The organism is Gordonia mangrovi (assembly GCF_024734075.1).
In the GTDB taxonomy this organism is placed as follows: Bacteria; Actinomycetota; Actinomycetes; order Mycobacteriales; family Mycobacteriaceae; genus Gordonia; species Gordonia mangrovi.
This window is the reverse complement of record NZ_CP102850.1, coordinates 4104721-4126674: the sequence shown is the minus strand read 5'-3', so window position 1 is coordinate 4126674 and position 21954 is coordinate 4104721. Positions and strand designations below refer to the sequence as shown.

The window sequence follows — 21954 nt, the reverse complement described above, 5'->3', positions numbered from 1 at the left end:
CACTCAGAACCTTAGTGGTCCTGCCCGCAAGTTCGTCGGGGACGAATTTTCGAACAGCACCACTTGGTGGTCCTGTCACTTAGACGCGCGACGACCCGATCGGGTTCCGGGTGGCGGCGAGATCAGTGTGGCAGCTCGACGCCGCGGGCTCGCACAGCGTCGAGCAGGGCCGTCGACCGCTCGGCCGGCGGGACATCGTGGACCAGGGCGAAGTCACATCCGAGGTCCCGGGCGCCACCGTCGGCGTGGTCGCTGTCGCCGACCATCAGGGCCGCCGTCGGCTCGATCCCCAGCGGGTCGAGCGCGGCGTGGAAGATCTTCGGGCTGGGCTTGATCGCGCCGACCTCGTAGGACAGCGCATACGCCTCGACGAGATCGGCGATACCGTGTAGTGCCAGCACCTCGCGGAGATCGAAGGCGATGTTGCTCACCACGCCGACCCGGATACCCGCGGCGCGAACACCTTCGAGCACGGCACGGGTGTCGTCGAAGATCCGCCAGGAGTGCGGGTCCAGCACCCGCGCATACAGCCGCTCGGCGTGATCGGCCACGCTCAAACCGGAGGACCGCAGCATCGACAGGTAGGCGCGACGATGTTGAGCGGGATCGAGATCACGCTGTTCCCAGGCGATCCGGTCCTCGTCGGCCAGCGCGGCGGGGATGCCGACCGGCTGCGTCATCCGGCGGATCAGTTCCGCCTGATGGTCGAGGTGCAACGCATTGCCGTCGGCGTCGTGCAGGCCTTCGAACCATTCGTCGCGGGCCTCGAACCGGAACAGGGTGCCCGAGAAGTCGAACAACACCGCCTGTGGACGACTCATGCGCCGGCCGCCTCCACCACTGCGGCGATGCGCCGCGCGATTGCCTGGGCCGCGGTGGCCGTCGGCGCCTCCACCATGACCCGCACGAGCTGCTCGGTTCCGGACGGACGCAACAGCACCCGCCCGTCTCCGCCGAGTTCGGTCTCGGCGTCGACCACCGACTGCCGAACCTTCTCCGACTGCGCCACCATGTGCTTGTCGGCGACACGCACGTTGATCAGTTCCTGCGGCAGCACCGTCATGATCGCGGCGAGCTCGTCGAGCCGACGGCCGGTCGAGGCGACCTGCTCCATCAACAGCAGGCCGGTGAGAATTCCGTCGCCGGTGGTACCCGACCCGGGGATCACGATGTGCCCGGATTGCTCGCCGCCCAGCGAATACCCGCCGCGGCGAAGCTCTTCGAGCACATAGCGGTCGCCGACCGCGGTGGTGCGCAGCGTGATACCGGTCTCGCGCATGGCGATGTGCAAGCCGAGGTTGCTCATCACCGTGGCGACGAGAACGTTGTCGCGCAGCCGATTCCGATCGCGCAGCGAGGTCGCGAGGATCGCCATGATGGCATCGCCGTCGACGATCTGACCCGATGCGTCCACAGCCAGGCACCGATCGGCGTCGCCGTCGTGGGCCAGCCCGAGATCGGCACCATGCTCGAGCACCGCCGCCTGCAGTTTGCCCATGTGGGTGGAGCCGCAACCGTCGTTGATGTTGAGACCGTCGGGTTCGGCATGGATCGCGATGACGTTCGCGCCGGCGTCGGCGTAGGCCCGCGGCGCGAGCTCCGACGCAGCGCCGTGCGCGCAGTCGACGACGACGGTGAGTCCGTTGAGTCGCTGCTCGATCGTGGCGGCGAGGTGGGCCAGGTATCGATCACCGGCGTCGGTGGCGTCGACGACACGTCCGACGGCGGCACCGATCGGGCGGGCGAACTCGTCGTCGGCCATGGCGGCCTCGATGCGATCCTCGACCGCATCCTCGAGCTTGTGACCGCCTCCGGAGAAGAACTTGATGCCGTTGTCGGGCATCGGATTGTGCGATGCGGAGATCATCACACCGAAGTCGGCGCCGTAGTCGGCGGTGAGGAAGGCGACGGCGGGCGTCGGCACCACGCCGACGCGGATGGCGTCCACCCCGGTGGCAGCGAGGCCCGCGCAGACGGCGGCCTCCAGCATCTCACCGGATGCACGGGGGTCACGACCGACGACGGCACGCGGCCGGGCGTCGGCGGTGGACTGATGCTCGAAGACGACCGCGGCGGCCGAGGCCAGGCGCAACGCGAGCTCGGGCGTGAGCTCGTCGTTGGCCAGGCCCCGGACGCCGTCGGTTCCGAAAAGGCGTGCCAAGGTCAGCGCTTGGAGTACTGCGACGCCTTGCGGGCCTTCTTGAGGCCGTACTTCTTGCGCTCCACGGCGCGCGGGTCACGGGTGAGGAAGCCGGCCTTCTTCAGCGCCGGACGATCCTCGGGGGTGACCTCGATCAGCGCGCGGGCGATGCCCAGACGCAGCGCGCCGGCCTGACCCGAGGGGCCGCCGCCGACGAGCTTGGCGAAGATGTCGAACGACTCGGCGCGCTCGACGGTGACCAGCGGTGCCTTGATGAGCTGCTGGTGCACCTTGTTCGGGAAGTAGTCCTCGAGGCTGCGGCCGTTCAGATCGAACTGCCCGCTGCCCGGGACGAGGCGGACGCGCACGACCGCTTCCTTGCGGCGACCGACGGTCTGGATCGGGCGATCGAGGACGACCGTCTCGCGTGCGTCCTCGGCCACCACGGCGACGTCGGTGTCGTAGTCGTCAGCGGCCTGCTCCACGGATTCGGCGACCTCGGTGTCGGCGGCAGCGGCCTGCACCTCGTCGTCGATCTCGGTGACCGGTTCGTTGATGTTCTCGTTGCTCACTGGGCCACCTGCTTGATCTCGAAGGACACGGGGCGCTGGGCCTCGTGGGGATGGTTCGGTCCGGCGTACACCTTCAGCTTCGACGCCATGGCGCGTCCCAGCTTGGTGTGGGGCAGCATGCCCTTGATCGCCTTCTCGACAACCCGCTCGGGGTGGGTCTCCAGGAGCTCGGTAGTCGTCTGGACCTTGAGCCCACCCGGATGCCCGGAGTGGCGGTAGTTCAGCTTGCGGTCGGCCTTGTTGCTGGTCAGCACGACCTTCTCGGCGTTGATGATGATGACGTAGTCACCACCATCGACGTGGGGTGCATAGGTCGGCTTGTGCTTGCCGCGGAGCAGGTTCGCGCTCTGCACGGCGAGGCGGCCGAGCACCACGTCGGTGGCGTCGATGACATGCCACGCACGCGTGATGTCACCGGCCTTCGGGGTGTAGGTAGGCACAGTTGTCCTCAACTCTGTCGATGTGGATGCTGGTCCGGCACGATGACAGAGGTTGTTCCCGGCGACCAGTGGGGACCCGGGCCTCGACTATCTCGCCCCGACTCGGGACCGAGATGCCACGCACCAGCGATCCAGGTTACGCGACCGCGCAGGTCAGGGTCAAAACGCGGTGACGAGGCCACTATCGCGGCCCGATGCGGACCGAGGAGACCGCGCGGGCGCACTCGGCGTCCACCGATTCCCCGGCACTGCCGTCCTGACATCCGACCGACACCTGCAGCCCGTCGGCGACCTGCACGTACCAGCGGATGGCGCTCCCCGATGCCGGCGCCTCCCGATAGCTGATCACCTCACGACCCATGAACCGCGTCGAGGGCGAGAACTCGGTCACCACCTCGTCGCCGCGCTGGCGGATACGGTTGCCCAGGCTGCGCGCCACCGACGCCAGCGTCGAGTCCGCACGCACCTCGCTCTGCACCAGCAGCAGGCGCCGGCCGGTGTCCGGGTCGGCGAACACCGTCCGGCTGGTCTGTGTCCCGTTCTGACCGTCGGGGGGATCCAACTCGCTGCGCCGCCAGTCGGCGGGGACGACCACCGTCGTCCGACCCACGACGGCCGTCTGCTCGGCCGGATCGGGCTGCACCTGCGCCACACCGACGACGACGGCGACCACCGCGATCAGCACCGCCACCACACCGGCGGCCCATACGGCCCGCCGCGATGTCCGGTTGTCGCCACGCGTGGGGCCGGGTACCGAGGGGGTCGGGCCGTGCACCCCGAATCGCTCGGCCTCCGAGAGGTGCCGGCCGGTCCGCCATCCGTACCGACGAACGAGTGCACGATCGACGTCCACCACTCTGCCCGCCACCACATGTGCGCCGACGACGTCGCGGGCGCGACTCCGGGCAGCGGGGTCGGCTCCGTCGACGAACACCGCCTCCACCGAGTCGTCGACGATCGACTCGGTCTGGCGGGCGATGTCGTCGGCGCCGGGGGTGAGCACATCGGTCGCCTCGATCTGCCACCCACCGGCGGTCCGCCGCAACCGCGCGACATCCCAGGTCTCGGCGGGCGTACGGGCCGGATCGTGCGGCACTGTCGGCAGATGGGTGGTCTCCACCACCGCGCAGCGCTGCATCGCGCCGTCGGAGTGGCTGCGGGCGATCAGCACCGCACGCGGGATCACCTCGACGGGTACCCCCAGCTGGGCGACCGACCGCGCCAGCGCCGCGGTACGCAGCCGGCCCCAGGTACTCGGATGTCCGATGACGAACGGCACCGGCCCCTCGGGCCCCCGATCGGGCAGTCCCAGGTGGTGCCACACGTCACGCCACGCCTGGTCGCCGAACACCCGGCGGCCGCCGATCTCGACCGTTGCGGAGTCGACCGCGTCGAGCAGGTCATCGACGTCGGCGCTGCGCCCGTCCGACAGTCGGAGCCCGCCGTAGGCGAGATCGACCACGGTAGGACGCGGCTCGGCGGTCACGAGACGTCACTCCTGGGGTTCGACGTAGCCGACCTGGATCATCTCCTGTGGGCGAGTGCGGGAGATGAGTTCGCCACGTCCGGGGATGAGCTGCTGCATCCGCACCCGGCCGGTGATGTAGCCCTCGTCTCGATCGCCGCTCATGAGCAGCATGTCGCAGGACAGATCCTTCAGCCGTCCGATCAGTGGATCGAACATCGCCCGTCCCACGCCACCGGAGCGCCGCGCGAGGATGATGTGGAAGCCGATGTCGCGCGCGTGCGCGGCGAGCTCGACGATCGGGAACAGCGGGTTGCCCGACGCCGTGGCGACCATGTCGTAGTCGTCGATGACGAGGTAGACGTCGGCTCCCGTGTAGTACGAGCGGTCCCGCAACTGTTGCGGTGTGACGTCCTCGGGTGGGAGCCGCGCGGTCAGGATCTCCGCCAGCTGGGTCATCATCGGACCGGCCTTGGTGGCCGAACTCGCGTAACCGCCGAGGTGGTCGCTGTCGATGATGCCGAGCATGGTGCGGCGGTAGTCGACGAACACGATCTTGACCTCGTCCGGGGTCGCGTTGCGCACCAGCCCGCCGACGATGTTGCGCAGCAAGGTCGTCTTGCCGTGCTCCACGTCCGCGAACACCATGAAGTGCGGTTGCGCGGTGAAATCCAGGACCACCGGCGCCAGCTCCAGTTCACCCACGCCCACCGCGACCTGATTGGGGGTCAGTCCGATACCTGCGCCCGCCACCAGTGCGTCGACGTCGCGTTGCGCGATCTCGGCACCGAGCTTGCGCACGGCCATCGCCTCCCGACCGCGGTAGGCCGCGGCGAGCTTGTCGACCGCGCTCTGCACACCCGCGGGCAACGACTCGGCGACGCTCACCCCGTCGAGCCGCGGCAACGCGATCAACATGTGCAGCTCGTCGGGCGTCAGACCGCGCCCGGGCCGGTTGTGCGGCACGAGCGCAGCGGCGCGACGGCCCATCTCCGAATCCATCGCATCGCCGAGTTTGAGCTCGACGCGGCTGCCCATCAGATCCTTGATCGCCGGGCGCACCTCGGCCCATCGGGCCGCAGTCACGATGACGTGCACACCGTAGGACAGGCCCTGCTGCACGATCGCGGTGACCTGCTCCTCCAGGAAGTCGAGCTCATTGCGCAGCACGCCGATACCGTCGATGACCAGAAACACATCACCGTGGCGGTCGGCGGCCAGCGGACCATCCGTGCCTCCCCCGGCGAACCACTCCTGGCGGCGTGCGCGATAGTCGCGCATCGACTCGATCCCGAGCCGGGAGAACAGCAACTCCCGGTTGCGGACGATGGCCGCGACCTCGGCGACCGTGCGGCGCACCGCATCCATGTCACCGCGCGAGGCCACCGAACCCACGTGCGGCAGACCCGCGATGGTCGACAGGGCGCCGCCGCCGAAGTCCAGACAGTAGAACTGCACCTGCTCGGGGGTGTGGGTGACGGCGGCGGACATGATGATGGTGCGCACCGCGGTCGACTTGCCCGACTGCGGTCCGCCGACCACCGCGACGTTGCCCGCCGCACCGGACAGATCGAGGACCTGCACATCGCGGCGCTGATCGTAGGGCCGGTCGACGTGGCCCACCGCGAGCCGCAGGTTGCCGATTCCCCCCGGTGTCGACCAGTCCCGACGCCCGACGAGCTGATCGACCGTCGGCGACGCCTCGAGCGGCGGGAGCCACACCTCGTGGGCCGGCGGACCGTGCCCGACCATCCGACCGACCAGCGTGTCCAGCAGGGTCGGCACGGAAGCGGCCGCCGGGTCATCGTAGGACGGGGTCTCGGATTCCTTCGGCGGTTCCTCGTCCAGCAGCGCCTGCGCCTGATCCAGGACCGAGGCGCTGGTGGCGCCGTCGTCGAGCGGAACCGGTAGCGCGGTGAAGACCTTCATCCGACCCCGCGGACCGGTGTACACCGGTCCGTCGTCGATGACGCCGTCGGCGGCCGGCGGCGGATGGTAGGGACCGGAGACATACGACGTGTTGAACCGCACCGGCTCGGCCGAATCGCATTTGAGATAGGCCGATCCCGGCACACTCGGCAGGTGATAGGCGTCCGGAACACCCAGCACAGAACGGGATTCGTTGGCGGAGAAGGTCTTCAGTCCGATGCGGTACGACAGGTGACTGTCCAGGCCGCGCAGCTTGCCCTCCTCGAGACGCTGCGAGGCGAGCAGCAGGTGGATGTGCAGCGACCGCCCCAACCGGCCGATGGCGACGAAGAGTTCGGCGAAATCCGGCTTCTGTGCGAGCAGTTCGGAGAACTCGTCGACGACGATGAACAATGCGGGCAGCGGTTCGAGCCGCACCCCCGACGCGCGGGCACGCTCGTACTCACTCACGTTGGCGAAATTGCCCGCCGACCGCAGCAGTTCCTGGCGCCGGTTCATCTCCCCCGACAGCGCGTCCTTCATGCGGTCCACCATCGACAGTTCCTGTTCGAGGTTGGTGATGATGGCCGCGACGTGCGGTGCCGACTCGAGACCCAGGAACGTTGCGCCGCCCTTGAAGTCGACGAGCACGAAGTTCAACTCGGATGGCGAGTGGGTGGCCAGCATCGCCAACACCAGGGTGCGCAGGAACTCGGATTTGCCGGAGCCGGTGGCACCGATACAGAGTCCGTGCGGGCCCATGCCGCCGTGCGCGCTCTCCTTGATGTCGAGATCCACCGGCACGCCGTCGGGCGTGATGCCGATCGGCACCCGCAGCCGGTCACGGCCGGTCCGGCCCCGCCAGCCGACGGCCGGATCGAAGCGGGTGGCGTCGTGGATGCCGATCAGTGCGGGCAACCCGGGATCGCTCGAGGTGGCCTCGCTCTCCAGGTTGGCCAATGCCGCGGCCGTCGCCAGCCGGTACCGCGCCATCCGACGCGCCAGGGTCTCGGCCTCGGGGATGGTCAGCGAGTCCATGTCGGCGATCTCCTCGACGCCGGCTGCACTGCGCGCGCAGACCTTCCGGTTGCGGACCACCAACTGCAGCCCCCGTCGGGCGGCCAGCCCGTCCGGTGGTGCGGTGAGATCGAGCACGGTGACGCCCTCCATCCCGGCGTCGTTGATCAATCGCTCGTCGCCGGCGACGTGGCCGTCGTCGAGCACCACCACGAGATGTGCGCGTCCGGGGGTCGGGGGTGCCGAACGGCTGAACCGGCCGCGTTCGAGCAGGTCGGTGGCCATCGAGTTCTCGAAGTCGGCGAGCGTCGGATAGATCATCCGCATCGCACCCACCCCGTCGCGGAGAGTGGGATGACCCACGTGGGGCAGCCATTTCGCCCAGTCCCAGGCCTCGCCGGCCGGGTCACCGGTGATGATCGCGACCTGCAGGTGATCGGGACCGTGGAATGCGCACAGCTCCACGATCATCGCGCGCACGAGGTCCCGCGTCTCCTGTCGCGCGCCCTCGATGTTGACGGCCGGGAATCCGCGCAGCGACACGGTCGTCGGCAGTCGATGCACCGACGAGTAGGTCCGCGAGAAACGCCGCAGCGCCACCATCGACACCGGTTCGATGTCCTCGAGCGGGCCGGTCTCCGGCGGCATCAACCGGGTGGCGAGCCGCTGCGTGCCGAGGCCGATCCGGGCGCGTGCGAAGTCGCTGTCGGTGGGGCGTCGTTCCCACATCCGCCGGGTGCCGATCACGTCGAGCAGTGCGGTCGGGTCGGGGTGACTCCAGGTCGCCGCGGCCCGTTGGGCGGCCACCGTCTCGAGCACCTGCTGCCGGGTCTGACCGAGGTAGCGGAAGTAGTCCTTGCGCTCCTCGTTCAGCTCGGCGGCCCGTTTGCCGCCACCGCGCCCGCCGGCGGCGAACATGCCGAACATCGACATCAGCATCATCAGCGGGAACATCATGAACAGCGGGTTGGTCAGGATGTTGCGCCCGCCGGTGACGAACATCAGCGCGATCATCCCGACGACCGCGACCACCATGACCACCGGCAGCAGCTTGAGCAGCATGTTGCCCGGCACCACCCGTGGCACATCCGGCGGCGGTTGCAGGTTGAGCTCGCCACCGGGCATCCGCGGCGGGGTGATCCGCGGGCGGCGGACGAACCCCTCCGTAGTCGTCACCACGCGATCTCCCCCCGACCCCGATCCGGCTGCCCGAGTTCGTCCACCCGGGTGCCACTGGTACACAATTGACGCGGTTCGCAATGGTAACTGCGAACAGGGCGGGGAGGATCCACCAGATGTCGACTCTGGATGCGCACACGAGGATGTCGCACGCGCCGAGCTTCGGGCCGACCGGAGGCGGACGCAGCGATTCAGGTATCGAACCGGAGCTGGTCCGGGTGTCGATCCTCGGCGGCAACACCCAGCTGGATGTGGCTTTACCTGCGGCGATGCCGATCGCGGGACTCATCCCCGACCTCATTGCGCAGATCGAGTCGCGCAATCCGGCGCGGCGGGACCCCGACGATCCCGACGGCGGTGACGACCGTCCCCATGACCGTCAGCAGCGGTGGACCCTGGCATTGGTCGGTCAGGAACCGATCGCCCCGAACCGCTCGCTCTCGGAGTCCGGTGTGCGCGACGGTGACCTGCTGGTTCTTCGTTCCACCCGGACCGGCGAGGCCCCCGCGCTGTTCGACGACGTCGTCGACGCTGTCGCTCGTTTGAATGAATCTCGTTTCGCCAGTTGGTCGGCGACCTCTGCCCGGGTCGCGGGCTATGCGGTCGCCGTGCTCGCCGCGATCGCGGCTGCCGTCGCACTCGGTGCCTACCGATCCACCAGTGGCGCGGTGTGGGTGGCGGCTCTCGGTGCGCTGGGCGCGATCGGACTGATCACCGCGGGCACCATCGTCGCGCGGTACTACCGTGACGAGCTCAGCGCCACGGTGCTCGTCGCATCGGCCACTCCCCTCGTCTTCGTCACCGGCATGCTGGTGACGCCGGGCGGCTTCGGTGCCGCGCATCTGACGCTCGGCTGCGCGCTGACGTTGGTCGCGACGGTCATCTCCTATCGACTCACCGCGGTCGGCGCCGCCGTGCACAGCGCGATCACCACCGCAGCGCTGCTGGCCGGCGGCGGATGCACCGCCGCGCTGCTCCTCGACGCCGAGATCAGTGACGTCGCCGCCGTGGTCGCCGCCGTCGGGCTGCTCCTGGTGGCCTTGGCGCCGCGCGCGACCATCGTGTTGGCCAAGCTGCCGCTGCCTCCGGTGCCGACCGCGGGCGCGCCGATCGACGTCGAGGATGTCGAACCGAAACCGGCGATCGAAGGTATCGGCGCGATCGGTGCCATGGCGTTGCCCAAGGCCGACGCACTGGAGCGGCGGTCGTTCGTGGCCAATGCCTACCTCACCGGCATCGTGGCCGGGACATCGCTCATCACCGCGGTGTCGGCGTTCCTCGCCGCCGCCCCGCTGGCCGGATTCGCCCCGAAATCGGCGGCCTATGCCGCCATCGTCGCCGTGGTCCTGTGCCTCCGCGGCCGCTCGCACAGCGATCTGGGCCAGGCCGCCTTCCTGATCGGCGCCGGATCACTCTCGCTGCTCGGACTGGCCACCGGCCTGGCGTTCGGCGCGGGCAACTGGCCGATCATCGCGTTCGTCATCGCGATGGTCATCGCGGTCGCGGCGTTGGTACTCGGTGTGGTGGCACCGACCCAGGAGTTCTCGCCGGTCATGCGACGGACCGCCGAGATCGTCGAGTACCTGCTCGTCGCGGTCATCGTGCCGCTGCTGCTGTGGATTCTCGATCTGTACCGGATCGTCCGGGAGATCTGACGTGCGCGGTCGGACGCGGCACACGTCTCGCGGTCCTCGGATTCGACACCGGTACACCTCGATCGCCGGAGCGTTGGCCTCCACCGCCGCCCTCACCCTCACCCTCTCGGGTGCCCCCGCGGGGGCGATCACCCCACCGACGGTCGATCCCTCGGCGCTGGTGCGTTCGGCACCGGTCGCCCCGCCGGAGCCGACCGAACAACGCACGCTGTGCGCCAAACCCCTGGCGACCGGCGCCCACGACATCTCCAAACCCACCGCAGCACAGAAGATGATGAACCTGCCGGAGGCGTGGCGGTTCAGTCGCGGCAAAGGCCAGAAGGTGGCGGTGATCGACACCGGCGTGACCCCGCATCCCCGGCTGGGGCGGGTACAGGGTGGTGGCGACTACGTGTCGTCGGGCACCGGTCTGGTCGACTGCGACGCCCACGGCACCCTGGTCGCCGGAATCATCGCGGCGAAGCCGAGCAGTCGCGACGCCTTCGCCGGTGTGGCCCCGGAGGCATCGCTCATCTCGATCCGACAGTCCAGTGGCGCCTACTCGGCCAAGGACCGCCGCAGCGCCGACGATGCGGACCCCACCGTCGGCTCCGGGTACGGGTCGGTGCGCACCCTGGCCAGCGCCGTGGTCCGCGCCGTCGACCTCGGCGCGACGGTGATCAACATCTCCGAGGTCGCCTGCGCCTCGGCAGGTACCCGGCTCAACGACGCATCCCTGGGTGCGGCGGTCAAGTATGCCTACGACCGCGACGTGGTGGTGGTCGTCGCGGCCGGCAACCTGTCCCAGAACTCCGGTTGCCAACAGCAGAATGCGGAACCGACACCGGGCGGCAACGGTGGGTGGGGATCGGTGTCCACGGTCGCCAGTCCGGCGTGGTTCACCCCGTACGTGCTGGCTGTCGGATCGGTGGACGCCGGCACCGGTGCCCCCAGTGGCTTCAGTCTGCACGGTCCGTGGGTGTCGGTGGCCGCCCCCGGCACCGACATCGTCAGTCTCGACAGCACGCGTGGCTCCGCGAAACTGGTGGACGCACAGCAAGGCCAGGACGGGCCGGTGCCGGTCGGTGGGACCAGCTTCGCCACTCCCTACGTCGCGGGCACCGTGGCGTTGGTGCGGGCCCGATACCCCGAACTCGACGCGAAGGAGGTCATGCAGCGCATCGTGCGCACCGCGCACGGCCCCGGGACCGGCCACGACACCGCGATCGGCTACGGGGTCATCGACCCGGTCGCGGCGTTGACGAATCAGATTCCGCAGGACATGCCGAACGCCACCGAGTCGAAGGAGATCGCCGCCCCGGCACCCGAGGCCGCACCGGATCACACCGCGCGCAACGTGGCGCTGATCGGCTCCGGGTTGTCGGCCGCACTCATCGCGGCGGTGCTGGCCATCGCCCTACCCCATCGCCGGGTGAAACGACTCGACCCCGACGAGTTCTGACATCCCGACGAGTACTGAACAGGCAGGTGCGGCCTACCGCGCGGTCCGTGCGGGCCGCAGCTCGCGCGGCAATGCGAAGGTGACCGTCTCGTTGGCGGTCGTCACCGACTCCACACTGTCGAAACCGTGCTCGGCCAGCAGGTCGACCACACCGCGCACCAACACCTCGGGCACCGAGGCGCCCGACGTGATTCCCACGGTGTCCACGCCCTCGAGCCAGTCGAGGTCGATATCCCGGGCGTAGTCGACGAGGTGCGCGGCGCTCGCCCCGGCCTGCAGCGCCACCTCGACCAGCCGCACCGAGTTCGACGAGTTCTTCGAGCCGACGACGATGACCAGGTCGCAGCGCGGCGCCATCGCCTTCACCGCGACCTGACGGTTCTGCGTCGCGTAGCAGATGTCGTCGCTGGGCGGGTCGTTGAGCAGCGGGAACTTCTGGCGCAGCCGGTTGACCGTCTCCATCGTCTCGTCGACCGACAACGTGGTCTGCGACAACCACACGATCTTCGACTCGTCGCGCACCGTCACGTCGTCCACGCTGTCGGGTCCGTCGACGAGCTGCACATGTTGGGGGGCCTCACCTGCGGTGCCCTCCACCTCCTCATGGCCTTCGTGCCCGATGAGCAGGATGTCGTAGTCGTCGCGCGCGAACCGCTTGGCCTCCTGGTGCACCTTGGTGACCAACGGACAGGTGGCGTCGATCGTCTTGAGGCTGCGTTCGGCGGCACTGCGATGGACCTCCGGCGACACCCCGTGCGCGGAGAACACCACCAGCGCCCCCTCGGGCACCTCGTCGGTCTCGCCGACGAAGATCGCCCCGCGCTCACTCAGGGTCTCCACCACATGCCGGTTGTGCACGATCTCCTTGCGCACGTACACCGGTGCACCATGCTTGTCGAGCGCACGCTCGACGGTCTCGACGGCACGGTCCACCCCGGCGCAATAGCCGCGCGGTTCGGCCAGCAGGACACGTTTGCGTTCAGACATGCCTCCCAGGGTACGGGTTCGGCAGCGGTCGGTTCGGTCCCCGACCCGGGCCGCTCGACGCGCCGGGCGTGCCCACCGCGCCGGTGGACCCGTACCACCAGGAATGGCAGAGTGTGGGCATGGTTCGCGCACCCTACCCGGCCCGCATCGCCGCCGGACTCGTCGTCACCGCGATCGAAGAGACCCGGAAACTACCCACGCTGGTCATCACCCTGCCGATGACGGCGGTGAGCCAGACCGTGCAGGCCGGCATGCGGCTGCAGCAGAACATCGCCGAACTCGCGATCAAGGGTGACCTCGCCCTGGAGACGATCTTCGATCGTCCCGTCGAGGAACCGGAGTGGGCACGATTCGACGAGGACGAAGACGCAGGTGCCGACGCCGAGGCCGACCGCACACCCATCGAGAGCAAGGCCGCCCCGCCGAAGAAGAAACCGGCCCGTACGGCGCCGGCCACACAGCCGATGAAGACGCCGGTCGCGACAAATCCGGCCGACGACGGACCGGCATCCTCGCCGGACACGTCCACCGGTCGCTTCGCCCTCTACAGTGCCCCGCCAGAGGAGCTGGTGGGTCGCGACGGCGAGCAGTCGTCCGACAGCGCGGCAGACGCCGGAGAGGTTCCGGAGATCGTCGAATACCTCGAGTACGACAATCTGACCCTGGCGCAGCTGCGTGCCAAGCTGCGTGGAGTCGGCGTCGACGAACTCCAGACCCTGGCGACCTATGAGCGTGCCACCAAGTCGCGGGCCCCGTTCGTCACGATGATCGACAACCGGATCGCCGCTCAGCACAGCAAGCGGCAACCGACCACGTGACGCCCGACTTGTGACCGACCCGAATTCGGCCGATAACCCGTGGCCGGTCCGCACCGTCAACACCAAGATCGCCGACTGGATTCACCGACTCGGGCAGATCTGGGTGGAGGGCCAGGTCACCCAGATCAACCGTCGTCCTGGCACCCGGGTCGCCTTCCTGACGCTGCGCGACCCTGCCGCAGACATCTCGATCTCGGTGACCTGCAGCCCAGATCTCCTGTACCGCACCGAGGTTCCCCTCACCGAGGGCAGTCGGGTCGTCATGCTGGGTCGGCCGACGTACTTCACGGGGCGCGGCACGGTCTCGTTGCGCGTCACCGACATCCGCCCGGTGGGCATCGGTGAACTGCTGCTGAGGATCGAACGCCTGCGCCAGTTGCTGGCGGCCGAGGGGTTGTTCGACACGCGCCTCAAACGCCCACTGCCGTTCCTGCCGCGGTCGATCGGTCTGATCAGCGGGCGTGCCAGCGCCGCTCAGCGAGATGTGATGAGCGTGGCCGCGCAGCGGTGGGCTGCGGCGCGTTTCGTGGTCCGCGACGCCCCCGTACAGGGACCGACGGCGGTGCCCCGCATCCTGTCGCATCTCGGCGACCTCGACGCCGAACCGGACGTGGAGGTCATCATCATCGCCCGCGGCGGCGGCAGCGTCGAAGATCTGCTGCCCTTTTCCGACGAGGCGCTGTTGCGGGCGGTGGCCGCCTGCCGGACACCGGTGATCAGCGCCATCGGCCACGAACCGGACACCCCGCTGCTCGACCTCGTGGCCGACCTGCGGGCGGCGACGCCAACCGATGCGGCCAAGCGAGTGGTGCCCGATGTCGCCGCCGAACTCGGCGGCATCGACGAACTGCGCCGCCGCAGCGCGCATGCGCTGCGCAACTGGGTGCGCCGCGAAGAACATGTGGTGGACGGGTTGCGCGCTCGTCCGGTCCTCGCCCGCCCGCTGACGATGCTCGACGCGCATGCCGAGGGCATCGATCGGATGCGCCGTGACATCCGCCGCGACATCCGCCGCCAGGTGGACGCCGAGGACCGCCGCCGTGACCATCTGTCGGCGCGGCTGGCAACCCTGGGTCCGGCGCAGACGCTGGCCCGCGGGTATGCGGTGGTGCAGCGCACCGACGTGGCCCCTGCGCATGTGGTGGGAACCGCCGCGCAGATGCCGGCCGGTGCGCAGCTACGTATCCGCGTCGCCGACGGGTCCGCCATGGCCGAGGTGACCACCGCGGATGCACCGGCGGCGGAACCGACGAACGCGACGAAGGGATGACGGACGGATGAGCCCGCAGAGTTCGGATACGCCGGAGGATCTGACGCCGGTGTCGGAGTTGGGCTACGAGGCGGCCCGCGACGAGCTCGTCGAGGTCGTCACGACTCTCGAACACGGTGGACTCGACCTGGATGCGTCGCTGGCGCTGTGGGAGCGCGGGGAGGCGTTGGCGAAGCGATGCGAAGAGCATCTCGCCGGTGCCCGCGAACGGATCGAGGCCGCGCTCAGCGAGGGCGAATCCGAGGACTGATCCCCCGCGTCAGCTCGTCGGCAACGGTTGCTTGGCCAGCACGCCGCTCGCGATCTCGGACATGTCCTCGTCGGGTCCACGTGAGAGCACCGCGATGCGCACATCCCCGAGGTCGGTGATCCAGAACTTCTTGTCACCGTTCGCGTAGGTCACCCACTCGCGACCGCCTTCGGTGCGGGTACCCGTACCGAGCGCCTCGCCGTCGCCGAGGAACACCACGAGGTCGTCCTCTGCGGCGTTCGTCTGGCTCAGCTGCACGTAGGCGCCCGCATCGGAGATCCAGCCGACGTTGCTGACCGTCGTCCCGCCCACTGGAAGGGTCGAACCGGAGTTCGGTTTCCACCCGTCGGGAGTGTCGGGCAGGCGGATCGGGAACGGCAGGTCGCGCGCGTCGGCCTGCAGTGCGCTCGCCACATCGAACTCGGGTGTCTGGTCGTCGGAGGCCTGGCCGGTCAACCCCACCGAGCAATTCCCGGACGCGATCGCCACGAACGCGCAGATGATCAGCAGCGGGATCAAGGACCAGATCATGTCCTTGCTGCTGTGCAGGATGCGGGGTTTGTCGGCCATGACGGCCAGTAAACCAGGCGGGGTGCCTGCTCAAACGTCGGGTGTGACATGCAAGGATGAGGACAATCGCTTTGTTGTCGAAGTGTCACCGCCGCCACGCCGAGGAGTCCGACATGTCCCCTTCCCCCCAGGCCCCCGACCGTAACCTCGCGATGGAATTGGTCCGTGTGACCGAGGCCGCTGCCCTCGCGGCCGGCCGCTGGGTGGGTCGCGGCGAGAAGAAGAAGGGCGACGGGGCGGCCGTCGACGCGATGCGCGAGTTGCTGTCGACGGTGTCGATGCGCGGTGTCGTGGTGATCGGCGAGGGCGAGAAGGACGAGGCGCCCATGTTGTTCAACGGCGAAGAGGTCGGCAACGGCCAGGGACCGGAATGCGATGTGGCCGTCGACCCGATCGACGGCACCACCCTGATGGCCGAGGGCCGGCCCAACTCGATCGCGGTCATCGCGGTCAGCGAGCGCGGCACGATGTATGACCCGTCCGCCGTGTTCTACATGGACAAGATCGCCGTCGGCCCGGAAGCCAAGGGTGCGATCAACATCGAGGAATCGGTCGAGTGGAACATCAACTCGGTCGCGAAGGCCAAGGGCATCGACATCGCCGACCTGACCGTCGTCGTTCTCGACCGCCCCCGCCACGCGGATCTGATCACCGAGATCCGGCAGGCCGGCGCGAAGATCCGGCTGATCTCCGACGGCGATGTGGCCGGCGCGATCGCCGCCGCGGACAACTACAGCACCGTCGACATGCTGATGGGTGTGGGTGGCACCCCGGAAGGCATCATCACCGCCGTCGCCATGAAGTGCATGGGCGGGGAGATCCAGGGCAAACTGTGGCCGCGCGACGACGCCGAGCGCCAGAAGGCCGTCGACGCCGGTCACGACCTGGACCAGGTGCTGACCAACGACATCCTGGTGCGCGGCGAGAACTCATTCTTCTGCGCCACCGGCGTCACCAACGGTGACATGCTCCGCGGGGTCACCTACCGACCCAACGGCGCCACCACGCGATCGCTCGTGATGCGCTCCAAGTCGGGCACCATCCGCCGCATCGAAGCTGTACACCAGGTCACCAAGCTGCGCGAGTACGCGCGCCTCGACGTGTAGTACCCCGCTCGGCGGGAGCCTTCCCGCGAGTGCGGCGCCCCCGAGCGTGCGGCCCATGTGACCCAGGACACCGTCGACCCGGCAGCGGACAATCGCGCTGACCGGCCACGATACGATTCCCGGGTGAGTACAGCCCCCACTCCCGAGTTCCGCTACAGCGATCTGTTGCCCGCCGGCCCCGACGACACCCCCTACCGGCTGATCACCACCGAAGGTGTGTCCACCGTCGAGGTCGACGGACAGCGTTTCCTGAAGGTCGCCCCCGAGGCCATCCAGCAACTGACCGCCGAGGCGATGCACGACATCAGCCACTACCTCCGGCCCGCGCATCTCGCCCAGCTACGCAAGATCATCGACGACCCGGAGGCGTCGGGCAACGACCGGTTCGTGGCGCTCGACCTGCTCAAGAACGTCAACATCTCGGCCGGCGGCGTCCTGCCGATGTGTCAGGACACCGGCACCGCCATCGTCATGGGCAAGAAGTCGGAGGGTGTGCTGACCGGCTCCGACGACGCCGAGTGGATCTCCCGCGGGGTCTTCGACGCGTATACGAAGCTGAATCTGCGTTACTCGCAGCTCGCTCCGCTCACCACCTACGACGAGAAGAACACGGGCACCAATCTGCCTGCGCAGGTGGAGATCTACGCGACCGAACAGGGCCCCAAGGGACCCGAGTACAAGTTCCTGTTCATGGCCAAGGGCGGCGGTTCGGCGAACAAGTCGTTCCTCTTCCAGGAGACCAAGGCGATCCTGAACCCGAAGCGTCTGCTGGAGTTTCTGGACGAGAAGATCCGCTCGCTGGGCACCGCCGCCTGCCCGCCCTATCACCTGGCTGTGGTGATCGGTGGGACGTCGGCCGAATTCGCCTTGAAGACAGCAAAATACGCGTCGGCACACTATCTCGACACATTGCCGACCGAGGGCTCGATGGCGGCGCACGGATTCCGCGACACCGAACTCGAGGACGAGGTCTTCAAGCTCACCCAGTCGTTCGGGATCGGCGCACAGTTTGGCGGCAAGTACTTCTGTCACGACGTCCGCGTGGTCCGGCTGCCCCGCCACGGCGCCTCCTGCCCGGTGGCGATCGCCGTCTCCTGCTCGGCCGACCGCCAGGCGCTCGGCAAGATCACCGCAGACGGAGTCTTCCTCGAACAGCTGGAAACCGATCCGGCGCACTACATGCCCGAGGCGGGTGTCACCGAGGACATCGAGGGCGGCGAGGTCGTCGACATCGACCTCAATCGGCCGATGCCCGAGATTCTCGCCGAACTGTCGAAGCACCCGGTCAAGACCCGCCTGTCGCTGACGGGCCCGCTGGTGGTCGCCCGCGACATCGCGCACGCCAAGATCCAAGAGCGTCTCGACGCCGGCGAACCCATGCCCGAGTACCTGCGCGATCATCCGGTGTACTACGCCGGTCCCGCGAAGACCCCCGAGGGCATGGCGTCGGGCTCCTTCGGTCCCACCACGGCCGGGCGAATGGACAGCTACGTCGAGCAGTTCCAGGCCGCCGGTGGCTCGATGGTGATGCTGGCCAAGGGCAACCGGTCCAAGCAGGTGACACAGGCGTGCGGCACCCACGGCGGCTTCTATCTCGGATCCATCGGCGGACCGGCCGCGCGGCTCGCCCTGGACTGCATCAAGAGCCAGGAGATCATCGAATACCCCGAACTGGGTATGGAAGCGGTCTGGAAGATCGAGGTGGAGAACTTCCCGGCCTTCATCGTCGTCGACGACAAGGGCAACGACTTCTTCACCGATCCGGGCGGTGCGGTCACCGTTCCGCTGGGGGTCCGCGTCCGGTCGTGAATGGCTGCCGGAACTGCCTTGGATTCGGGTCATTCAGTGACTCGAACTCACGGCAGATCCGGGCACTCCGGGCAGAATCTGACCGAACCGGCCCAACCTCGCCTCCGCAGCACGTGCGCCACCTTTGATGCCGTAACGCAGGGGCGATCGAAGACCTGTCCCCAGCCGATCCTCAGCGTGACCTTCTCGATATCGAGCGCAGCGTCGAGGTCTCGTTCCATGTCGAGATCCCGAGAAGTCGACCCGTCGTGACCCATTCGGCCGTCGAGTTCGACGATGACGCGAAGATCGGCATAGTCGACGTCGCGGAATCCATGTCGCCCGACACCGGTGGGCTCCTGCCGGGACGGAGTCGGAAGGCCGTGTGGGCGTTCGACTCTCGTCAGGTATCCGTGTTCGAGGACCGAGCACGTCCCGTCGTGGACATCGGCAAGTACGTGCTCGATGAACGCGCGTCGGCGCATCCAGCGGCGATTCTTCGACGCCGACAGCAGTCGCGACGCGGTGGTTCGCCGCGACCCGACGGCATCGGCCAACGCTGCAATCGCCCGGATCTCCGACGCTGCCTCCGCGGCGACATCGAGCACCGCATCCTCGAAACGGACTCGTGGCGGGTTGGCATGCCACAGCACCCTGTCGTCGAGAGACGATCCACGGTGGACCACAACGCCCGGTCGTCGGACCACGTCGCGCTTACGGTCGATGACGATATGGATCGGTCCGTCGCTCCCGACTGTTGGAGGTGTCGACGCGTCGAGGATTGCCGACTGGCGACTCAACGCAGCGGGTTGGGCATCAAGTACTGCGCTCCAGGCTCGTTGGTGCCACGTCAGTGGTCCCGTGTGGTTCACGTACACCCCCGGATACACGGGGACCCAATCTCGCCGACGCACCTTGCGTCGTATGTACGAAGCAGTGAATCCCAGCTCGATGACTTGGCGACGCGCAACGACGCCGTGCTGGTCACCGAGCAGTTCATCGAGCGCCTCCTGGTCGGGCACCTCTGCCGCCGGTGAGACCGTCATGGCCACCATTGTGTCGACCGCGCACACTCGATGAACGCCGTCGCGCACATCTGTGGACAATGCCGAAAGCATGCAGAGAGTGCCATGATTTCGGGTCACCAGGTGGCACAAATCCGCGGCACTCTCCCGGGCGACCTCCGGCCCGGAGTACGGTCGTGAGGAGACCCTTACTTCCCGTGACCCTTTCGGAGGAACACGAATGACCGAACAGCAGTACCGCATCGAGCACGACACGATGGGCGAGGTCAAGGTCCCGATCGATGCGCTCTGGCGCGCGCAGACCCAGCGGGCAGTGGAGAACTTCCCGATCAGCCATCGACCGTTGGAGCGCACCCAGATTCGCGCGATGGGCTTGCTCAAGGCGGCGTGCGCCCAGGTCAACAAGGATCTCGGACTGCTGGATGAACGCAAGGCCGACGCGATCATCGCGGCTGCCAAGGAGATCGCCGACGGGGCGCACGACGACCAGTTCCCCATCGACGTGTTCCAGACCGGGTCGGGCACCAGCTCTAACATGAACTCCAACGAGGTCATCGCCTCGATCGCCAAGGCCGACGGTGTCGAGATACATCCCAACGATCACGTGAACATGTCGCAGTCATCGAACGACACGTTCCCCACCGCAACCCACGTCGCGGCGACCGAAGCCGTTGTGACCGACCTCGTCCCGGCGCTCGACCACCTGCGCCTGGCCCTGCTGGACAAGTCGACACAGTGGCGCGAAGTGGTCAAGAGCGGCCGCACCCACCTGATGGATGCGGTGCCGGTGACCCTCGGCCAGGAGTTCGGCGGTTACGCGCGCCAGGTGGAGGCCGGCATCGAGCGGGTCACCGCGACCCTGCCTCGCGTCGGTGAACTGCCCATCGGCGGCACCGCGGTCGGCACGGGACTCAACGCGCCCAGTGCGTTCGGGACGAAGGTCGTCGCCGAACTGCGCCGACTCACCGGCGTCGACGCGCTCTCGCTGGCCACCGACAACTTCGAGGCGCAGGCGGCACGCGACGGTCTCGTCGAGCTGTCCGGAGCGCTGAAAACCATCGCCGTCTCGCTGACCAAGATCGCCAACGACGTTCGGTGGATGGGATCGGGTCCGCTCACCGGGCTCGGTGAGATCCTGCTCCCCGACCTACAGCCTGGTAGTTCGATCATGCCCGGAAAGGTCAATCCCGTTCTCCCCGAGGCGGTCACCCAGGTGGCCGCGCAGGTCATCGGCAACGATGCCGCGGTGACCTGGGGCGGCGGCAACGGCGCATTCGAGTTGAACGTCTACATCCCGATGATGGCCCGCAACGTGCTCGAGTCACTCAAGCTGCTGGCCAACGTGTCTCGGCTGTTCGCCGACCGCTGCATCAGCGGTCTGGTCGCCAACGAAGATCGGTTGCGCACGCTAGCGGAGAGTTCTCCGTCCATCGTGACCCCACTCAACAGTGCGATCGGCTACGAGGAGGCGGCCGCGGTGGCCAAGCAGGCCCTCAAGGAGGGCAAGACAATTCGCCAGACCGTAGTGGACCGTGGCCTGATCGGCGACAAACTGTCGGAGGCCGAACTCGACGCGCGACTCGACGTGCTGAAGATGGCCAACCTCGACCGCGAGCGCTGAGCCCGCCGTGGAACGCTTCCCGGAGGACTGGCAGACAGCGCTGGTACTGGTGGCACACCCCGACGACCCCGAGTACGGGATGGCTGCGGCCGTTGCGCGCTGGACGGCGTCGGGCAAACACATCGTGTACGCGCTTGCTTCGAGCGGTGAGGCCGGTATCGAAGGGATGGACCCGGCGACGGCCGGTCCGATCCGCGAAGAGGAGCAGCGCACGTCGGCGGCGATCGTCGGGGTCGACGAGGTGGAGTTCTGGGGCTTCCCCGACAGTGAGATAAGCAACACGGCCGAACTCCGCGACCGCATCCGCACCACCATCGCCCGGGTGCGTCCCGACGTGATCCTGTCGCTCTACGGCGGACCCGAATGGGCACCGGGGATGCCGAATCAGCGTGATCACATGGAGTTTGCCGCCGCGGTGCTCGAGGCCTATGACACCTTCGACGGCGAGCGACCTCGGTGGCTCTTCGAGAACGGTCCCGCGGCCACCCACCGGGTCGACGTCAGCGACCAGATCGACGTCGCGGTGCGGTCACTGGCCGCACACCAGCAGTACCTCTCGGTTCTCGACCCCGACACCCCGGTCGTCGAGCAGGCCCGCCGCCAGATCGACATGGTCACTGGCGACGGATTCTGCGGCTTCGAACTCAAACGTTCGCACTCCTGACCGAGCCCGGCCGCCGGCGAGTTCGCTGCGGCTGTGGA

The 21954-nt window shown here is 68.2% G+C and carries 18 protein-coding genes; 9 read left to right on the top strand and 9 right to left on the bottom strand.

All coding sequences use genetic code 11. The features are described from left to right. Positions 1–122: 122 nt before the first annotated feature. From NWF22_RS18750 to eccCa, 6 genes are all read right to left on the bottom strand, one after another. Entirely contained in the window at positions 123–821 is a 699-nt protein-coding gene (locus NWF22_RS18750; protein WP_160903180.1) for an HAD family hydrolase, read from the bottom strand. Next, on the bottom strand, positions 818–2161 hold the full coding sequence (gene glmM, locus NWF22_RS18745; protein WP_160903179.1) for a phosphoglucosamine mutase: 1344 nt from the start codon (positions 2159–2161) through the stop codon (positions 818–820). The genes NWF22_RS18750 and glmM overlap by 4 nt, the downstream gene beginning before the upstream one ends. A 2-nt stretch (positions 2162–2163) precedes the next feature. Continuing rightward, positions 2164–2712: a 30S ribosomal protein S9 gene (gene rpsI / locus NWF22_RS18740; protein WP_160903178.1), complete on the bottom strand. Its 549-nt coding sequence runs from the start codon at positions 2710–2712 to the stop codon at positions 2164–2166. Further along, positions 2709–3152, bottom strand: a complete 444-nt coding sequence (rplM, locus tag NWF22_RS18735) for a 50S ribosomal protein L13 (protein WP_160903177.1) — start codon at positions 3150–3152, stop codon at positions 2709–2711. The genes rpsI and rplM overlap by 4 nt, the downstream gene beginning before the upstream one ends. A 181-nt stretch (positions 3153–3333) precedes the next feature. Beyond that, positions 3334–4638 carry a type VII secretion-associated protein gene (locus NWF22_RS18730; RefSeq protein WP_160903176.1) on the bottom strand — a complete coding sequence of 435 codons (1305 nt, stop codon included), beginning with the start codon at positions 4636–4638 and terminating at the stop codon, positions 3334–3336. A gap of 6 nt (positions 4639–4644) precedes the next feature. Beyond that, entirely contained in the window at positions 4645–8721 is a 4077-nt protein-coding gene (eccCa, locus tag NWF22_RS18725) for a type VII secretion protein EccCa (protein ID WP_160903175.1), read from the bottom strand. Positions 8722–8837: 116 nt separating this feature from the next. On the opposite strand from eccCa, the gene eccD reads away from it, so the two are divergent. Together eccD and mycP are read left to right on the top strand one after the other, a co-directional pair. Continuing rightward, positions 8838–10376, top strand: a complete 1539-nt coding sequence (eccD, locus tag NWF22_RS18720; RefSeq protein WP_160903174.1) for a type VII secretion integral membrane protein EccD — start codon at positions 8838–8840, stop codon at positions 10374–10376. Positions 10377–10416: 40 nt separating this feature from the next. Next, positions 10417–11817, top strand: a complete 1401-nt coding sequence (gene mycP, locus NWF22_RS18715; protein WP_160903398.1) for a type VII secretion-associated serine protease mycosin — start codon at positions 10417–10419, stop codon at positions 11815–11817. A gap of 33 nt (positions 11818–11850) precedes the next feature. On the opposite strand, the gene NWF22_RS18710 is transcribed toward mycP, so the two are convergent. After that, positions 11851–12804 (bottom strand): 4-hydroxy-3-methylbut-2-enyl diphosphate reductase, encoded by a 954-nt coding sequence (locus NWF22_RS18710; protein ID WP_160903173.1) that lies wholly within the window; start codon positions 12802–12804, stop codon positions 11851–11853. A gap of 119 nt (positions 12805–12923) precedes the next feature. On the opposite strand from NWF22_RS18710, the gene NWF22_RS18705 reads away from it, so the two are divergent. From NWF22_RS18705 to NWF22_RS18695, 3 genes are read left to right on the top strand one after another with little or no spacing between them, the layout of a single operon-like run. Then, positions 12924–13622, top strand: a complete 699-nt coding sequence (locus NWF22_RS18705; protein ID WP_160903172.1) for a lipid droplet-associated protein — start codon at positions 12924–12926, stop codon at positions 13620–13622. 10 nt (positions 13623–13632) lie between these two features. Further along, a complete protein-coding gene (xseA, locus tag NWF22_RS18700) occupies positions 13633–14892 on the top strand; it encodes an exodeoxyribonuclease VII large subunit (protein ID WP_160903171.1) in 1260 nt (419 codons plus the stop codon). A gap of 7 nt (positions 14893–14899) precedes the next feature. Further along, on the top strand, positions 14900–15142 hold the full coding sequence (locus tag NWF22_RS18695; protein WP_160903170.1) for an exodeoxyribonuclease VII small subunit: 243 nt from the start codon (positions 14900–14902) through the stop codon (positions 15140–15142). A gap of 9 nt (positions 15143–15151) precedes the next feature. Here NWF22_RS18695 and NWF22_RS18690 read toward each other — a convergent pair whose 3' ends face one another. Further along, positions 15152–15712 carry a DUF4245 domain-containing protein gene (locus tag NWF22_RS18690; RefSeq protein ID WP_160903169.1) on the bottom strand — a complete coding sequence of 187 codons (561 nt, stop codon included), beginning with the start codon at positions 15710–15712 and terminating at the stop codon, positions 15152–15154. Between the two features lie 113 nt (positions 15713–15825). Here NWF22_RS18690 and glpX point away from each other — a divergent pair, with 113 nt between their 5' ends. Beyond that, entirely contained in the window at positions 15826–16818 is a 993-nt protein-coding gene (gene glpX / locus NWF22_RS18685) for a class II fructose-bisphosphatase (protein ID WP_160903168.1), read from the top strand. Between the two features lie 123 nt (positions 16819–16941). Further along, the gene (locus tag NWF22_RS18680) at positions 16942–18627 is read left to right on the top strand and encodes a fumarate hydratase (RefSeq protein ID WP_160903167.1); all 1686 of its coding nucleotides are present in this window, start codon (positions 16942–16944) and stop codon (positions 18625–18627) included. 47 nt (positions 18628–18674) lie between these two features. Here the strand turns inward: NWF22_RS18680 and NWF22_RS18675 are convergent, their stop codons facing one another. Then, positions 18675–19652 carry a type IV toxin-antitoxin system AbiEi family antitoxin domain-containing protein gene (locus NWF22_RS18675; protein WP_160903166.1) on the bottom strand — a complete coding sequence of 326 codons (978 nt, stop codon included), beginning with the start codon at positions 19650–19652 and terminating at the stop codon, positions 18675–18677. A 199-nt stretch (positions 19653–19851) separates the two neighbouring features. On the opposite strand from NWF22_RS18675, the gene NWF22_RS18670 reads away from it, so the two are divergent. Further along, positions 19852–21252, top strand: a complete 1401-nt coding sequence (locus NWF22_RS18670; protein ID WP_160903165.1) for a class II fumarate hydratase — start codon at positions 19852–19854, stop codon at positions 21250–21252. A 7-nt stretch (positions 21253–21259) separates the two neighbouring features. Then, positions 21260–21916 (top strand): PIG-L deacetylase family protein, encoded by a 657-nt coding sequence (locus NWF22_RS18665; RefSeq protein ID WP_258321204.1) that lies wholly within the window; start codon positions 21260–21262, stop codon positions 21914–21916. Positions 21917–21954: the final 38 nt, after the last annotated feature.

Bases quoted from the DNA above. Each gene is read 5' to 3' on its own strand.
- NWF22_RS18695 (WP_160903170.1), top strand. From the start codon at position 14,900: ATGAGCCCGCAGAGTTCGGATACGCCGGAGGATCTGACGCCGGTGTCG.
- glpX (WP_160903168.1), top strand. From the start codon at position 15,826: ATGTCCCCTTCCCCCCAGGCCCCCGACCGTAACCTCGCGATGGAATTG.
- NWF22_RS18675 (WP_160903166.1), bottom strand. From the start codon at position 19,652: ATGACGGTCTCACCGGCGGCAGAGGTGCCCGACCAGGAGGCGCTCGAT.
- NWF22_RS18750 (WP_160903180.1), bottom strand. From the start codon at position 821: ATGAGTCGTCCACAGGCGGTGTTGTTCGACTTCTCGGGCACCCTGTTC.
- NWF22_RS18690 (WP_160903169.1), bottom strand. From the start codon at position 15,712: ATGGCCGACAAACCCCGCATCCTGCACAGCAGCAAGGACATGATCTGG.
- NWF22_RS18710 (WP_160903173.1), bottom strand. From the start codon at position 12,804: ATGTCTGAACGCAAACGTGTCCTGCTGGCCGAACCGCGCGGCTATTGC.
- NWF22_RS18670 (WP_160903165.1), top strand. From the start codon at position 19,852: ATGACCGAACAGCAGTACCGCATCGAGCACGACACGATGGGCGAGGTC.
- NWF22_RS18705 (WP_160903172.1), top strand. From the start codon at position 12,924: ATGGTTCGCGCACCCTACCCGGCCCGCATCGCCGCCGGACTCGTCGTC.
- eccD (WP_160903174.1), top strand. From the start codon at position 8,838: ATGTCGACTCTGGATGCGCACACGAGGATGTCGCACGCGCCGAGCTTC.